Below are 16,505 nucleotides of genomic sequence, written 5' to 3'. Positions count from 1 at the left end.
GCCTTGGCTCCATCGGCAGACGAGCTGCTACGCCGATGAGCCATTCGACTACCGAGTTGCCCACAATCGAAACATCATGATACCGACGGCGAGGTCACAGTTCGCAACGACGCGGGATCATCGACGTTAAATCAGATATAAACATCTTCTAATTGGCGACAAGCACGGGATGCAACGAGACCGGATTAAACCTTAAGTCGGATATAACTCCCTTCCCATTTTTGCTCTCCACATTGAAAAATGACGCGCCGATCTCGGTTATTCTCGCTGCAACAACATAACCAAGACAGCAGATCCTCGGAGGAGTAATGGCGGGAGAAAATCGTTCCAAGTTGGTACGCATTACCGTGCGCAACATCGGATGCATCGGAAATGAGGGTGCGGAGGTTGCACTCGACAACGTGGTTTGCCTAGTTGGGAGAAACAACGTCGGCAAGTCCACCATCCTCAGGGCGTACGAGTTAGCAAAGGGCACCGCGACCTTCGATGTCAAACGAGATCGTTTTCAGCACGCTGAGGAAGATCAACCCTCGGAGGTGTTGTTGGAGGTTCATATCCCAGAAGGCATTGGCAATGTCGATGCGAAGTGGAAAACCGAGTGCGACGGCCTGCTAATTGTAAAAAGCCGCTGGCAGTGGTCTGCCCCGGACTTTCAGAAGGTCAGAACCACGTGGGATCCTGCCGGTGGAGATGACGGCCACGGAGGTTGGGCTGAAGACGGAAAAGCAGGCGGTGCTGACCCCGTGTTTAGCTCTCGCTTGCCTCGTCCTTTGCGCATTGGCTCGCTGGACGACTCGCAGAAAACCGAGGACATGCTGCTTGCGCTGGCGCTTTCGCCGTTGCTAGCCGGCCTGGAAAAGGAACGGGTGAACCCCGAATCCGAGCTTGCCAAAGCGATTGCCAGCGTATCGCAACAGATGGATGCTATCAGTGGAGCTCACGAGGAACACTTCAACCAGATAGCAGGACGAGTTTCGAACGGCTTCAAAGGGGTGTTTCCGAAGCTGGATGTGACGCTCAAAATCGGGGCTGCCCCGATTGTCCCCAAAGTTGCCGACCTTGTAAAAACGGGCTCCAGCCTGAAAGTCAAGGATGGCGCTACAGAAACTGACTTGGCCCACCAAGGAACGGGCGCACGGCGAGCGCTGTTCTGGGCGATGCTCCAAGTACACAATGAGCTGACTCGCGCCAACGAAGTTCGAACGGAGTATCGCAAGCGGCTAGAAAAAGAAATCGCTGACAGCGAAAAGAAGCTTCCGAAAGCGAAGGGAGAAGCCGACAAAGCTGCTATCGCCGAGACGTTGGCGCAAGCGCGTGCCTTGCTAGAGGCACATGACAGCGGCGCACCAATTCCCGATAGCCCAGACGATCCAGCCTTCCCCGGTTATCTGTTGCTCATCGATGAACCTGAGAACGCTTTGCACCCCATGGCGGCACGAGCGGCACAGCGGCATCTCTACAGGCTCGCGGAAAACCCGGACTGGCAAGTCCTCATGACAACGCATTCTCCGTATTTCATCAACCCCTTCGAAGATCACACTACGATTGTGAGGCTGGAGAGATCAGACGAAGGTGCCGGGGAGACGATCGCGCCAAAGACCTATCGCTCCGATCTCATTGAGTTCGAGGGTGAAGACAAAGAACGCTTGCAGGCACTGCAGCATATCGACCCCAGCTTCTCCGAAGTCTTCTTTGGCTCATATCCGGTACTTGTCGAAGGAGACACCGAACATGCTGCTTTCATGGCATCCATTCTGGAGCGACAACACGATCTGATAGACGTGGTTACCGTCGTCCGCGCCAGAGGAAAGGCGATCCTTGTTCCCTTGATCAAGGTCTTGACGCACTTCAAGATCAACTTCGGCATCGTGCACGACTGCGATGCGCCGTTTAATAAGAATGGCGCCAAGAATGGCATGTGGACCGAAAACGAGAAGATCCGCAACGCTCTAGCTACCGCTCGGACTGCGGGAGTAACCGTCCGACATCGTGTCAGCGTACCCGACTTCGAGCGCTTCCTCGGTGGCGAGGAAGAGTCCAAAGACAAGCCTCTGACTGCCTACCTGAATACGAGCAAGACCGACGCCTTGGCGGAACAGGTGCAGGCATTGCTGGGCGCGCTGATGTCATCAGCACAGCATGAGCCGTTTGAAGAGGGAGCGCTGGGCGAAGACGGATATTTGGCGTGGCTAAAAGACAAAGTACTAGCCTGGGCCACGGACAACGGTTTGGATGCCGCCCCACGTTTCAAAGGCGCCGATGCATAACAAGAAGGCGGAAGGGGGGACAAGTAACAGAAGCAACAGAATCTCCGAAAAGTTCTTTGCCCCAACACCTCGCCCTGCAACTGATGGTGTCGCCATAAATCATCTGCGACACCGTCAGCCAGCACTGTCCCGAGCTCTGGCGCCCGCTACGAAACCAATCAATCGTCGGCCCGTGAGCCCAGGTAACCACTCGCATCGGCTTGGAGCTCGAGCGGTAACTGATCGCGAAGATGGTAGCGTGCTTGATACCTCAACGCCGCGGCGAATTGCGTCCCCGAACCGAACCACCATACTAGAACGGACAATAGAGGCAATCGGCTAGCCAGTCGCGCCAGTCCCACGCATAGATGCAGTCGCCGGCGCCGTCGTTAAAGAGAGGTATCGACTCTCGTCGGATGCACTCTTGCAGCGCACCCCGCCAAGGGGTGGGCACAGCATCGAGTCGAACACAGTACGGACGACCTTGATCATTGGTGACCGGTACAGCTCGCTGGAGATACGAACGCTCTTCCTCGATCATAGTTCGATACCCGCGCCAATTGTCATGCGGGCTTCGATCCCGAATGGTCACTATAGCGGCTGCTCATAGTGCTTGAGCAACCACGGTGGGACGCCACGCCATTTATTGAATTGCCCGTGCAAGCGCTCGCTGCGGTAGCTATCGAAGTCGTGTGACCAAGCGCATCCGTGGAAATCTTCGCCGTCTATCACTGGACAGTTGGCGAGGTAGAGCCATGCACGAAACTCAGCACGGAATGGTTCTGGGATGTCAGCAAAGCGCACATAGCGGCGCCCATCTGGAACAGGGGCCACCCTCTCTATGCTCAGGATCCGCAGCACCTCAAGATCTGTTTCTGCTGGCATGTCTCGACCACTGTTGTGTTGTCCGTCGTCGACCGACCGATTACCACTTTAGTAACAGTTAATCACGCTTGATGACCCAATCCTGTTCGACCTCGGAGACCTGACATCACCGATGAGCGCATTGAGCCAGCGCGCTCTTCGCCAGACATACTGCCGATACGGCGCAGAGATGACTCCTGGCCAAGAAATGGGCCGAATTCCGGAACACTTCAGCATGATCGCGACTTGCTTCGGGCTGACATTCACCTTGATCTCCAGCTCAGTACCGAAAACATAGCGCCTCGAGAAATCGCGAATCGAGGCGGCTGCAACCCGCTGCGCGGCTCGACGGCCAACCGTGGTAGTAGTCGCTGGCAATACGCCCGTGCGCACGAGAGCACACCAACCACGGCATCCGGCCCCACTGAATCTGGGACAACTGTCACGAGTCTATCTCTATGAAAAAGTATCAGCCGCTATGCCCCCACCACACACGCGCGTATGCCGTCGGAATTAAACGTGAGGTTCGAGTACGCGGACGCAGGTGCTTGCCTCCGATCAATTTAGGATGCCCCCCCTGTGCGAGCTGCGCTTAGATTGTCAGTTGCCACCGCGAACAACCGATGACAATCACCCCAGCCGTACAGGGAGGGCGCTATCGTCCGTATAGACTCTGGCCAACCAGTCCCGAATGCAGCGTTGGGCACTCTCATCGCTGATGCCGCGTGCTGAATCGAGAAGGCAAAAATGGTCAACCAACTCTCCGGGCTCGCGACCAAAGTGGTACGCGCCATACACTGAATCATCAATCGCCAACCAGTTCTTCAAGCCCTCGCCGTACGCATAGCTGGAAATGGTGTAGGTTCGCGCGGTGCCATCTCGGAGGTAGCCCATGCGCGGTTTGATATCGCCAGTTGTGCCCACAACCCGCCGCCTCAACTCCAGAGGTAGGTATGAAATAACCTGTTCCGTAGGCAGCTCTTGCAGCCAAGACGTCGTGAGGACGATTTCCACCGCGGGGTATGGCTCGAGCATTTCAGCGAGCAGCGGCGCGAACTCAAACAGCGGCCTGCCCGAATCCAGGGTCACGTGACCGGTCGTCGTATCAAGCAGCGCGCGACCAACATGCAGCGTGCCATCGTAGTCGACGAAAAGAGTCGGGGTGGTTGAACGAATTGCCAGTGTATGCCGTGTGATGTCGTCGGGCGGGTCGGCGACTCGTGTCGAACCGCTGTGCCATGTCACGGGGTGCCCGAGCGCCCGGAGTACAACGTCGGCTTCTGCTCGCGGCATGGCCAATGTTGCTAAGCCAAGTCCCTCCAACACCCTGAAAAGGTTGTCGGTCCGAACGGGCTTTCCATTCTCGAGGCGAGAAAGCGTATCCGCGGAAACGCCGCAGCTATGGGCCGTATCATCGAGGCGCAACCCACAGCGGGTACGCTGGTTGCGCACAATTCTCCCGAGCGCCTGCAAGTCTCTAGTCAGTGGATTTAGGGCCAACCTCGGAAGCTCTTGTGCCATGGCAGTTGAACCCTCTTGCTCATGCGGGGTACGACTTATCACTCAGCAGCAGACCACGTGTCGGCATCACCCATGACTGATTAGGCCGAGCATCAGCGGCAGTGTTTGCGCCCGAATTGGATGCCCCCAATCACCACCCCACTGCGGCCCATTGGGATAACAGAGCCGGGATTTACTCATGTGGGAACTCGGCCAGTCATCACGCGCGCCATTAGCGCGGCACACGATACGGATCTTTGGCCCGCACAGAAGTCGCCCGTAGGCGAGGTTCCAGTGCCGGGACGGTCGGCAGGCCGGCGAATACCTCTGCCACCAGTCGACCCCGACTCACTTGGTTGCCCAGTTCGATCACTTGCTCTGGCCCAAGAACAATGAATCGCTCCCGCCCTCGGGTTAATACTTCAATCGAGCCAGCCTTGGCGCGCTTGAGCACGGTGGCATAGCGTACCTTGAAGATTGAGATTGGTGTACCAGCGCAATTAGCGTGTCTCGCGCCGATACGTTCAGCGATCGCCCTGACCGCTGCCTCGAACTCGACCGCGCAAATCACCGCGGATTTCGTATCGCGTTTCAACTTGCTCAGAATCTTGCTCATGACCTCTCACTCCAGTCGGTAACCCACACGGTCTAGCTGTCAGACCGCTCCGGCTAACTGATTCATGCGAATGCCCTGTCCAACCCCAAGCCGGGCTCGCATCAGTGCTATCTGCAACTGATCGGTAAGCGGCAGCCTCTTTGCGCTCTTACTACCCACATCGAAGAACAAAGTATTGGCGCCCACCATCCACGCAGGGCCCCGACACTAGGGAAAGCCCTTGCCGTTTTGCCCACGCGAGCCCCGATCGAAAATCAACGCCAGCGCGTGCAGCCGCGCTCGCCAGCGGTTCGACTTCTGCCCGAAATCGTTCCAGCTCGGTAAGGTCGATAACGCGCGTGGCACGTCGACCAGCGTGAGTGACGGATGTGTTCAACAGACCAACGTTCACGAGGTGATACATCACCTCTTGTTTAACTTCCAACTTCTCTGCCGCCTCACAGATGGTGAGTCTCAAAGCGTCAACCGAGGAAGCGCAGAGTACCTCTGCGACCTCATGCTTGGACACAAGGAGATCATCGAGTCGAGACACCTTCTCTTTTCCCGAGAACACACCTAGTTTTCCGTGCAACGCCGCCTCGATGAACGGGACCGTTCTCGATACCGGCACCAAATTGCGAAACGCCTCCGCAATAGAGATACCGTCGAGTCCCGCTGAATCTTTGTCCCTGCACTGACCCTCAACCAAGCGCCGCAATAGCCGGGAGATTGACTCGCCATCCATATAGGCACCACTGCGACGTATCAGCCCCGCCTCCGCCAGTAGTTTCTGGCGCTGAGCAGATAAACCGAAGCGGTGCGCGACTCCCCTCATGGAAATCATGCAATCTAGGCCACGTTTAATCCGTGCGACATCTCCAGCGCAGACTATCAATCTCCGTCTTCCAGATCTTGTGCGCCGAGACTTCGGCTCAACGCCAACCATTGCACACACTGAAGGGAGCCGAGTCGGTCGTACCCGCAACATTCGGGCATTACCTTGAATAGAGCTTGAAATGTCGGAACCTCTGCCTCTCCATACGACAGCGGTTTCGCGATCTGCTGTTGACAATACGTAGGCGTCGATTTCATCCTCCAGCCAGCGCCGCCCTTGAGGACTAAGCTGCTTGCGTATTAGACGCAGCAACATGGGAAATGCCTGCCCCATGATCTGGACTGTATCGCCACTGAGCGACTGAACTCGTATGCGATCGAGCAGTGCGAACAGCGCTTCCCGCCCGTTGGCAATGATTGCCGCCCCCTCGTCCAGCAGTTGTCGCTCAGTAGCCACGGACGTGCCGGATGCCTTCTTCATGGGCTTTCCATTTAACCCGTGGACTTGTAGAGCCCCCAAGAGTCGGCAAGCACGCCACCGCTCATCAATGCTCAGTTGGTTCCACCTCTCGTCTGCTCCGACCTGTCGATGCAGTACCGACAGCAGATGCGGAGAGAACTCTGGCGAGATAGTCTGGATCAGATGTTGACCGCATTTGCATGAAAGAAATCGCATCCCGCTCCACACTGCACGGCGATAACAGGAAGGGCATATGTCAACTAACCAACAGCCATGGGACATGCATGCGGCTCGTTCCTTTTGCCACGCACTGCGCCAGAATGGTTCGGCCGTCGCCAGACAGTGAGGACACCACCGCGCGTGCCCGTGCCCTTTGAGTTGTGCCGGCCCACTCAACGTATCCATCCAGCGGGGATCCGCTAATCCGTTCACATAGGCCAGCCGCAGCTTGTATCCAAATGGATGCTCCCCGACATATGCTGCGGGCCGAATCAGCAAGTGACACGAGAGCTGTGGCTCTGATTGCGGTAACTGTTGGTTCTCTATACTCATCTGGAGCACCTCACGCATCTACAGGAGACACAACTGCCCAGCATCACCAACGTTGCGTGCAGCACGCGCCTTATGGGCGGCGGCCAGCCAGCGCAAGCGTTCGAGCGCAGCAACATCGACGAAATATGCCGCCAGACCATCGTTGGACAGATTGCGATACACAGGCAGGTCGCCACTCAGGATTTCGCGCAAGACTTGAATCAGGACGGTCCGAGATCTTCCACGTCGATGCATCCAATCACCCATTAGGGGATGGAGACCAGCATCAGAACATGGCAAGGCCTTTGCGACTTGGTCCAGCTTGCTCAGCAGCGTCGCTACATCCGCGCGCCGGTGCCAGCTTTGATAGCCAAGACGAATCGGGCGCAGCAACTGGCTATCCAGTAGGGCCCAGTACCCCCGACGATCCACCTTCAGCTCAGACGTCACCTGCTCGTAGCTCATGCATTGGCTGAGCCAGCGTCTGCATGCTTCGACATCGGAATGGTGAATAAACGTGTACAGCTTTCGTCCCTGCTTCATCGAGTGAACCGACTTGAAGAAGCGCTCGCGCACCAGGAAGTAGAGAAGACCCGCCCGGCAACCAATGAGTGCCTCCGCGCGATCGAGGCTGATGTGATCGGCGGGATGGAGATCAAGAGGCAGCGCCCCATGGCTGACTCCGGCGAGCGACTCTGGGGACGCAGCAACCAGGCGATCATGCAACCCTTGCAGCGGCAAACGAGAAAGCAACGTTTCTTCCTTTGCTTCGTCGTCTGCCAACTTGCGCAGACAAGCCGCAGCGGCTCGTTGGTGAGCACCGAGCTCAAGATTGAGTACGAACCGAAGAACCCCCTCACGAGAGGGTGAAATCGACGTACGCATCTTGTGCAGCCAAACTGCTCGATGTGTCGAACGCACAGCATCTCTTGAGGGATAGTCGACGCCCCGAACCGAGGTGACTACGGCATCCAGGATCTTTTCCGACAGCAGCGCCCAAGCCAGCAATTCACTCGAATCGGCACACCAGTCATTAATCGACGTCTCAAAAGTGCCCCAAATAGCGGTCACGTGTGCCAGCTCAACAGGAAGAGGGCATACGGCTCCGGCCCACATCTGTTCGGGCGTGATCTCATCGACCTTCCGCTTCTCCGGACTGTTGTATGAGGCACTGATCGCCGGCTCCACAAGGTCGTTCTTTAGCCGAATGTTGTGGATCGTGCAGACCTCGACGGCTGACAAACGCCATCGCTCGCGTATGTACCTTTCCTCATGCAGACACGCAGGGCAGTAGCGAATTCGAGCACCACGGCCCAGCATTGCCCAAGAAGGAAGCTTCTCGTCGCGGTACTGTGGGAGCGCAGTCACAGCCCGTTCGCTCAGTGGGCTTGGACGAATTCGGTCAAGGTCATATCGCCAGGGGCGCTTCACACCATTCGCGCGTATCAACCGCGCCAGATATGTTTCCCCCCATTCGTCTGGCTTGCGCTGAGGCCGCACAGGGAGACTCGTCGCTTCGTAGCAGTCGATATCCATCTCACCTCCCAATGGGCGCAAACGGCTCGCCGGGCTTCGTCAGCGGAACTCGTGAGAACCTCTTCGAGAACGGATTCCGTGCGTCAGCGGCATCGCGATAGATCACCGTCTCAAACGCCCTCGACAAATCAGCAGTCGTGAGCTGAGGGACAGATCGTTCGAACGCCAGCTCAACGGCGCGGATCAGCAGCTTGCGAATTTCGCGAAGGCGTCCACCAGTTGCGAATACGATCGATCGCGCAACAGTTGGGTGCGAGAGGTCCACTGAGCGGATGCCATCAAGCAATTTCTGGAAAGACAACAGCACGCTGCGGAACTCATTCTCACGGCTTTTGTCTTCCATCGAAAATGGCTGGATCGAGATGACCTGGCGGAATCGGCTGCGCAGTTGATCATTCGTATCCAACAGGCGTTCAGCCCGCGGAATCCCGGCCAACACGAACGGAAGGTGGGTCGCATCCGATAGGCGCTTGATCCAATCCGCAATGTTGTGGTGCGTTTTTTCGCCACCTCGGTCGACGAGGTGGTTTACCTCATCAAGGATCACCAACCGAACCTTGCAGCCACGCAGGAGACAGATGAGCTGATACGTCAATTGAGACTCATCGCCTTTGTCCCAATATTTTGAACCGAGCTCGAGCAACAGTGAGCGCGCCAGCTTCTTGATCGAACACGCTGAGTCCAACGCCACATACAGCACGGGCACCTCGGTGTACTCGTCGCGGGAGACTGGTGGGTGTAAATCGCGAAACCGGCGAAGGAGGGTTGACTTGCCCACACCTGATTCGCCGATGATCAGTAGATGCTCCGCTTCCTCGTCAGCGCAGTCGTAGCTGAATAGCCGTTCGAGCTCGGCGAGTGTGGTCTTGACGTGGGGAAACCGCGCAAAACTCCGACGGATAGCGCGTGTGATCGCATCACGGGTTGTTGTCTGTGCCATGTTCATACCCCGCGGCTTTCGCCAATCGATTCCATGTCGAAAGCCTCGAGGGGGCCGCTATCTTCCGGCTCAGTCTGTGGTCGCGCGGCTTCAGGCCGTGGCGACGCTGGCACCGGCTCTTCCTGCTCCCGGTTCTCGTTCTTCGCCGTCTTGTTGCCCATACGGGCGGCGCGCTTTCGCGCTTTCAGTTCTTTGGATTGTTCCGCTTCTGCAGCTTCCTCTCGAAGGATGGCCGACGCCTCCGCACGCGTTTGTTGGTAATCCGGATTCTTCGCGATGGCTGCTTTCACAGCCTTCGCTTGCAGCAACGTCAAACCGGCGTAGCCTTGATCAGTGTTGTCGACTTTGATGTATGTCTTTTCCAGCGCATCCCATACCCAGATGTAGCCCACATCGTGACCGGGCCATTTCACTTGGACCTTGGATTTTTGCGGTAGCAACCTATAGAGCTGCGCCAAAGCGGGGGAGGCATAGCGGAACGTGTTCAGGTCAATCCCATAGTGCTGCAACGCCGATTCGGCGATCTCAGCTAGCTCGATATCCAGATCGTCAGCGTTGTACTTGAGCCGAGGCGGAAACGCTTCCGCACTCTCCCGCCACACTTCGATCGGCGGCCTGCCGTTGAGACCAACGTGCGGGCGCAAGTGATAGACGGAAAGAATCCAGACGTGAATCAGGCGATTGAGTTGCTCCAGCGTGATGCACGCCTCTTCCTCCGCTTTGAAGCCGACACGCTGGTGAATTTTGGCCAGGGTCGTACCGGGCAGACGGTGGATGAATGAGTAGTTCAGCGTCTGGAGGAATCGTTCAACAAACGGCTTATCGTCGGGGTCTCGCGATGCCGCATACTCTGAAGTGATTCCGAGATTCAACAGGGCATCGACAACAGCTCGCGCATGAAACTCGCGTCCGTTATCCATCAAAATTCGCTCAAACCAGCCGTGGCACTCCCACTGAAGATCTAAATCGGGGTAGAGAGTCTCGATGTACGTCTTGGGCAGCAGCGCGTGCCTAATCGCCTCAAATACTGCGTGGGTACCATGCCCCGCGAGACTCAACGAGAAGCCGAGCGCACAGCGGGAAAACCGATCAAACACGACTGTAATAACCGGGCGCCCGATGGCAACGCCACCCTCGTCTGCGACGATGATGTCGACCGGCGTATGGTCGATTTCCACCAACTCTAGGATTCTGGATACTCGACGCGAAGGTCCTCGGAACAAAAACCGGCGCTCAGCCTCCTTTGGCCCAAAGCGTGCCAGTGCCCGATCATATGCACTGACCTGGCCGATTCGACGCTGTATGGTTCTCAGCGCCGGGACTCGTAGCCACTCGGTTTCAATACGCGTCGTGTTTGCCTTCTGCAGCTCCAAAAAAACGGCGTTATGGACCTCTTCGGCGCTACCAGTTTTTCTGGCCAAAAAGACCGTCTCGATCTTCTCGTGAATGATCGCCTCGACTTCTGGTTGAAGGCGCGACTGATCTTTACCTCCCCGCATATCCAGTCGAGAGAAGAGTGCGTGAGCGTCGCATTGAGCTATGACGTACTTGCGACGCCACCGAAGTACCGTCGTGCGATGTGGCGGCGAGGGGTCTCCAAGAGCTGCGCTGACCTCTGAAATGGCCTTGCAGAGTTGCTCTTGCGTACTGCCGAACGCTTCTTTTTTTTCCAGTTCAATCAAGTAGGCAACCCGCCGACGGGTCTGAATTTGAGCCAACTCAGTGAGGTGGCTCATATCCAAAGGTGATCCGGATTTCCCGTTTTGCTTGCCCCCTTCATACTGCCGTGCGAGCGCGACCCTCAAATAGCCTCGCCGGTACTCTTCGAGCAAATCACGATGCTGGTGGATTGATAGTTGGCCCGTGGCGACGTTCTCCAACTGAACCGCGTCATTCTCCATCGGTCGTACGATCCGGTATGCGACGTCGCCGCGGAAGATTTCCTGACTTTTCACGAAGGTAGTCATGATGGCTCCTCAACGAGGGCTGGCGGGAAATAATTCGTCCGGATCACGGCGCAATAGGCTGCTTAGCAGCTCGTCGCAAATTCGCTTCGCCTCCGTCCAGCGCTCGCAAAATTCCCTGGATGGAACGACTCGCCCAAGTGGATCCCACACGCTAGCGTCGATGTCGCTGTGGTAGCGACGAGGTGCGGGGCGTTCGCGAATAAGGACCTCCAATTCGCGTTGCAGATCGCTTTCACGAACGTCGCTGCAGAGGATGGGAACAAGCACGAGGCCAGCAGAGCGCATGCCTCGCACAATTTTGCGAAGTTTGGCGGCGTGGTCTGCATCATCAAGAAATTCGGCGTACTTCACTTCTATGAAGAAGTGCGCATCGTCCCCTTTCACTTCTATGTCAGGCGTGTACCGGAACGCTATCTCGCCATCATTGAGATTGAGAACACACGGCTGCGTCGCAAGAATTTTGGGCAGCGTGGCAACGTCAAGCGTTCTGAGGACATCAAGCTCAATGAGGCTTTCGTACTTCAAGGGCTTCGGCGCCTTACGACTGGGAAAGTAACCACGTGCGCCTCGGCCGCTTGGTGTGACAACGTTGCGCGGCTTGCGATTTGATCGCGGTAGCGGAACCTCGCACGAGGTTTTGCGTGCGAGGTCGTAAGAGGGTAGACGAGTAGACACAGTGAGCCTCCATCACATTCCGGTTATTCGTTTGGAATTGCGTAACGGGACGGGGCAGGAAAGGCTACGACCAGTGCAGGCGAGCGCACGCCGCCACGCCACTTGACAGTGGTGTAGCAAGGTCGCAAGATATGAACGTCAGGCGCTAAACCGACGCGCACACTCAAGAAGGCCAGCTCATCTTTGCCGAGATAGCTGGCCTTCGTGCTTTTCCGAGCCCAGCCAACTAGAGCTAGGGTTCTGGCATAGCATCCTCCTCCTCGAACCTACGTTCGTTTGCGTCTATGGCGCCAGGCTTGGAGTTCTCTGGCGTCACGATTGCTGTGGACTTCAACCCAAGCGCCACAGCGATGAGATGTGCCTGACCTCGTCGTCCCTTGGTTCGGCCGCTGAGTACCGAATAGACGTCTTCCGGCTTGAATCCTTGGGCATTTGCCCATTCCGTCACCGCTAGCCCCTGCGCGTCGAAGTTCGCCCGCGCATCCCCACGGCTGAGAAGTCGCTTGCTCATATTTGGTTGAACTGGAGAGTTTCTTGGTGGACCCGGGAGGGTTCTGTCGAATTGAGTCTATCTCGCAGGGAGCACGTAGATCCCTTTAGCCCTACCACACGCGCGCGTAAGGCGGTAGATTTAAACTGCTCGGGATCGAATCGAATCCTTCGGATCTTGATCTGGAATGAGCCCAGGCCTCGGGAAAAATCGAACTATTTCGTTTTCCTCTTGGCTTCGGTAGGCAAGTCATGGACGACTGGAATACCCACCGAGCCGGCAACTCCTACGCGCCGGTATAGCCAGCGGTTAAATACCACCACTATTGCGATGAACGTTAAAAAAATTGAACGGCATATAAAAACCACACATTGCCATTTAAAGTAAAATTCTTTCTACGAATGGGTTGCGCAGAGCACCCTGAATACTGGCTAAGGCGAAAGCGCGTGGTTTGGCCGCTTATTCGTTCAAACACGAACCGGCCCAACGAACAGGGACAGAATCAGCAGGCGACATGGCCGGCGTGCCGATCTATTTTTGGTAGTAAGCCAGCGCTGGCTCGAGCAACTGAAAAGGACGACGGCTCAGCCATCGTTCTATAACGCCAGCACATAATTTACAATTGGCGCTCTTGGCCCGGGCAAAGGGCTTGTCGTGCTGGATCAAGGTACCAAAAAAAAATGAGCGACCAGTTTTTTGAGCAACCCATTCTGAATTCGCCTTATGCATACCCAGCCAAGCACTGGGAACTAGATGCCGCCGGCCAGCCGACCCAGAAGATCATCGAAAGCCGTCGTCGTGCGGACTTCATCACCCCGATCCCCAAGCCACGCAAGGCCAAGGGTGTTCAATCCAGCTTAGTCTTCGACGAAGGCAAGGGCCTGTCCACCGGCGAACAGGCCTACGACCATACAGCCATCATTAACACTGTCCGCCAGGAAGTAGATGCTTGGCGAAAGCTACCGCCCTCCCAATGGAGGGTGACACCAGAAACGGCCCGCCTGCTGGAGCACTGGCGCAACTACAAATTTGCCGGTGTGCGCCCCTTCTTCTGTCAAGTCGAGGCAGCCGAGACCGCAATCTGGCTGACCGAAGTTGCTCCACAACTTGGCAAGAACGGGGAGCGCTTCCTTGAGCATCTAAAAAAGGCCAATCTCAACGCCAACCCCGGCTTGATGCGATTGGCACTGAAGCTGGCCACCGGCGCCGGCAAAACCACGGTGATGGCTATGCTGATCGCCTGGCAAACAGTCAATGCCGTACGCCATCCGCAGAGCAGAAAATTCACCCGTGGCTTCCTGCTTGTCGCGCCGGGCCTGACCATCCGCGACCGTCTGCGTGTGTTGCTGCCCAATGACCCGGACAGCTACTACGCCAGTCGCGAGATCGTGCCGCGCGATATGCTGCCTGATCTGGACAAGGCCAAGATTGTCATCACTAACTACCATGCGTTCAAGTTGCGCGACCGTATGGAACTGTCAAAGGGTGGCCGTCGCTTGCTACAAGGCCGTACCGGCACAGAGCTGGACACCCAGGAAACCGAAGGCCAGATGCTCCAGCGGATCATGCCCGAACTGATGGGGATGAAGAATATCCTCGCCATCAACGACGAGGCCCACCACTGCTATCGCGAAAAGCCAGCAGATGAAAGCGACGAGGACATCGCTACCGAGGACAAGGCCGAGGCCGAAGAAAACAACAAAGCGGCACGGCTGTGGATTTCCGGCTTGGAAGCGGTGAACCGCAAGCTCGGTCTGCAACAGGCAATCGATCTGTCGGCTACGCCGTTCTTCCTTGCGGGCTCAGGCTATGCCGAAGGCACACTGTTCCCATGGACGATGAGCGACTTCTCGCTGATGGACGCCATCGAGTGCGGCATCGTCAAATTGCCGCGCGTGCCGGTGGCAGACAATATTCCCGGCGCGGAAATGCCCATCTACCGCGAGCTATGGAAGCACATCGGTAAGAAGATGCCGAAGAAGGGCCGCGGCAAGAATGCCCAGCTCGATCCGCTGGCTATCCCCGTGGAATTGCAGACAGCGCTGGAAGCCTTGTACGGCCACTACGTCAAGACCTATGAAGCATGGAAGCAGGCCGGCATCAAGGTGCCTCCGTGCTTCATTGTTGTGTGCAACAACACCGCCACGTCGAAGTTGGTGTTCGACTATATCTCCGGCTTCGAGCGCCAGAACGCCGACGGTAGTGCCACTTATCAGGCTGGCCGCCTAGAACTGTTTCGCAACTTCGATGAACACGGCAATCCGTTTGCTCGCCCAAACACCTTGCTGATCGACAGCGAGCAACTTGAATCCGGGGAAGCACTGGACGACAACTTCCGTGGCATGGCCAGCGATGAAATCGAGCGTTACCGCCGAGAAATCATCGAGCGCACAGGCGACCGCACGCGCGCAGAGGCCATCACCGACCAGGATTTGCTGCGTGAAGTAATGAACACTGTCGGAAAGGAAGGCCGGCTCGGAGAATCCATTCGCTGCGTGGTGTCGGTGTCCATGCTCACTGAAGGCTGGGATACAAATACCGTTACCCACATTCTCGGTGTACGTGCCTTCGGTACCCAGTTGCTATGCGAGCAGGTGATTGGTCGTGCTCTGCGCCGCCAGTCCTATGAATTGAACGAGCATGACCTGTTTGACGTGGAATACGCTGACGTGTTCGGCATCCCGTTCGATTTCACCGCAAAGCCTGTGATTCCGCCGCCACCGAGACCGCGTGAAACCATCGTGGTCAAGGCTCTGCGCCCGGAACGCGATGTGTTGGAGATCGAATTCCCTCGCGTGCAAGGTTATCGCGTCGAGTTGCCGGAAGACCAGTTGGAAGCGGAATTCAACAATGACCACGCCTTAACCCTTACGCCCGATCTGGTCGGCCCTTCAGAGACGAAGAACGCCGGTATCATCGGCGAAGCGGTGGACTTAAACCTCAAGCACCTTGGCGATGTGCGCCAGTCCACGCTGCTGATGGAACTGACCAAACATCTGCTGTTTCAGCACTGGCGTGATCCGGGCCAGGATGCGCCGATCAACCTGTTCGGCCAGCTCAAGCGCATCACTCGCCAATGGCTAGATACCTGCCTGGAATGCAAGGGGGGCACCTATCCAGCGCAGCTGATGTACCGCGAACTAGCGGACATGGCCTGCCAACGAATCACCAAGGGCATCACCACCCGAGAGCTGGCCAAGGGCCGCCAGGTTAAGGCCATCCTCGACCCGTTCAACCCGACTGGCAGCACTGCGCATGTGCGCTTCAACACCTCACGTGACACCCGCTGGGAAACCCTTGGCCCGCCGCCGAAGAACCAGGTCAATTGGGTGATTCTGGACAGCGGCTGGGAAGCCGAATTCTGCCGCGTGGCTGAATCGCACCCGAAGGTGATCGCCTATACCAAGAACCACAACTTGGGCCTGGAGGTGCCTTACCGCTTTGGTTCGCAAAACCGCATCTACATCCCAGATTTCATCGTCAAGGTAGATGACGGGCAAGGCCCGGATGACCCGCTCAACCTGATCGTGGAGATCAAGGGCTATCGGCGCGAGGATGCGAAAGAGAAGAAATCCACGATGGATACCTACTGGATTCCCGGTGTGAACCACCTCCGCTCGCATGGCCGCTGGGCTTTCGTCGAATTCGGCGACGTGTATGAAATGCAGGAAGACTTCGCGGACAAAGTGCAAATGGAGTTCGCGAAGATGCTGCTTGCAGCAACGGAAGCCCCTGTTGAGTCGTAGCACTTAAGCCAAAAACCTGCCGGCAGCCGAAGACATCAAGATGGATGGTGGAGCACCGTCTCGAAGTCGTTGACGAAAGATCACTGAAGAAGCCCGACGCGCTGGATAACTGAGTAACAAG

At 56.8% G+C, this 16,505-nt stretch carries 10 protein-coding genes and 1 pseudogene; 2 read left to right on the top strand and 9 right to left on the bottom strand.

Going from position 1 to position 16,505, the window contains the following annotated elements:
- The first annotated feature begins 308 nt into the window (after window positions 1-308).
- Window positions 309-2,267, top strand: a complete 1,959-nt coding sequence (locus R2N11_RS21170) for an ATP-dependent nuclease (RefSeq protein WP_316682277.1) — start codon at window positions 309-311, stop codon at window positions 2,265-2,267.
- Window positions 2,268-3,740: 1,473 nt separating this feature from the next.
- Here the strand turns inward: R2N11_RS21170 and R2N11_RS21165 are convergent.
- The 9 genes and pseudogenes from R2N11_RS21165 to R2N11_RS21125 form a co-directional block, all read right to left on the bottom strand.
- A complete protein-coding gene (locus R2N11_RS21165; RefSeq protein ID WP_316682292.1) occupies window positions 3,741-4,403 on the bottom strand; it encodes an HAD domain-containing protein in 663 nt (220 codons plus the stop codon).
- Window positions 4,404-4,427: 24 nt separating this feature from the next.
- Window positions 4,428-4,631, bottom strand: a pseudogene (locus R2N11_RS21160) (helix-turn-helix domain-containing protein); the annotation flags it as partial.
- Window positions 4,632-4,842: 211 nt separating this feature from the next.
- Window positions 4,843-5,226 carry a hypothetical protein gene (locus tag R2N11_RS21155; RefSeq protein ID WP_059038789.1) on the bottom strand — a complete coding sequence of 128 codons (384 nt, stop codon included), beginning with the start codon at window positions 5,224-5,226 and terminating at the stop codon, window positions 4,843-4,845.
- Between the two features lie 151 nt (window positions 5,227-5,377).
- A complete protein-coding gene (locus tag R2N11_RS21150; protein WP_316682276.1) occupies window positions 5,378-6,520 on the bottom strand; it encodes a hypothetical protein in 1,143 nt (380 codons plus the stop codon).
- A gap of 549 nt (window positions 6,521-7,069) precedes the next feature.
- Window positions 7,070-8,566, bottom strand: coding sequence for a TniQ family protein (locus R2N11_RS21145; protein WP_083501392.1), 1,497 nt, complete (start codon window positions 8,564-8,566; stop codon window positions 7,070-7,072).
- Window position 8,567: 1 nt separating this feature from the next.
- Window positions 8,568-9,512, bottom strand: a complete 945-nt coding sequence (locus R2N11_RS21140) for a TniB family NTP-binding protein (protein WP_232317369.1) — start codon at window positions 9,510-9,512, stop codon at window positions 8,568-8,570.
- A complete protein-coding gene (locus R2N11_RS21135) occupies window positions 9,509-11,473 on the bottom strand; it encodes a Mu transposase C-terminal domain-containing protein (protein WP_316682275.1) in 1,965 nt (654 codons plus the stop codon). Before R2N11_RS21135 ends, R2N11_RS21140 begins: the two co-directional genes overlap by 4 nt.
- A 9-nt stretch (window positions 11,474-11,482) precedes the next feature.
- Window positions 11,483-11,998: a hypothetical protein gene (locus R2N11_RS21130; RefSeq protein ID WP_316682274.1), complete on the bottom strand. Its 516-nt coding sequence runs from the start codon at window positions 11,996-11,998 to the stop codon at window positions 11,483-11,485.
- 382 nt (window positions 11,999-12,380) lie between these two features.
- Window positions 12,381-12,659, bottom strand: a complete 279-nt coding sequence (locus R2N11_RS21125; protein ID WP_316682273.1) for a DNA-binding protein — start codon at window positions 12,657-12,659, stop codon at window positions 12,381-12,383.
- Between the two features lie 659 nt (window positions 12,660-13,318).
- On the opposite strand from R2N11_RS21125, the gene R2N11_RS21120 reads away from it, so the two are divergent.
- Window positions 13,319-16,384, top strand: coding sequence for a BPTD_3080 family restriction endonuclease (locus R2N11_RS21120; RefSeq protein ID WP_316682272.1), 3,066 nt, complete (start codon window positions 13,319-13,321; stop codon window positions 16,382-16,384).
- Window positions 16,385-16,505: the final 121 nt, after the last annotated feature.

This window comes from Ralstonia flaminis (genome assembly GCF_958415495.1).
Lineage (GTDB): Bacteria > Pseudomonadota > Gammaproteobacteria > Burkholderiales > Burkholderiaceae > Ralstonia > Ralstonia flaminis.
The sequence above is the reverse complement of the archived record's forward strand: the minus strand, read 5'-3'. Positions and strand labels throughout refer to the sequence as shown.

Excerpts from the sequence above, each read along its gene's own strand:
- R2N11_RS21170 (WP_316682277.1), top strand. The coding sequence starts at position 309 with ATGGCGGGAGAAAATCGTTCCAAGTTGGTACGCATTACCGTGCGCAAC.
- R2N11_RS21165 (WP_316682292.1), bottom strand. The coding sequence starts at position 4,403 with ATGCCGCGAGCAGAAGCCGACGTTGTACTCCGGGCGCTCGGGCACCCC.
- R2N11_RS21155 (WP_059038789.1), bottom strand. The coding sequence starts at position 5,226 with ATGAGCAAGATTCTGAGCAAGTTGAAACGCGATACGAAATCCGCGGTG.
- R2N11_RS21150 (WP_316682276.1), bottom strand. The coding sequence starts at position 6,520 with ATGAAGAAGGCATCCGGCACGTCCGTGGCTACTGAGCGACAACTGCTG.
- R2N11_RS21145 (WP_083501392.1), bottom strand. The coding sequence starts at position 8,566 with ATGGATATCGACTGCTACGAAGCGACGAGTCTCCCTGTGCGGCCTCAG.
- R2N11_RS21140 (WP_232317369.1), bottom strand. The coding sequence starts at position 9,512 with ATGAACATGGCACAGACAACAACCCGTGATGCGATCACACGCGCTATC.
- R2N11_RS21135 (WP_316682275.1), bottom strand. The coding sequence starts at position 11,473 with ATGACTACCTTCGTGAAAAGTCAGGAAATCTTCCGCGGCGACGTCGCA.
- R2N11_RS21125 (WP_316682273.1), bottom strand. The coding sequence starts at position 12,659 with ATGAGCAAGCGACTTCTCAGCCGTGGGGATGCGCGGGCGAACTTCGAC.
- R2N11_RS21120 (WP_316682272.1), top strand. The coding sequence starts at position 13,319 with ATGAGCGACCAGTTTTTTGAGCAACCCATTCTGAATTCGCCTTATGCA.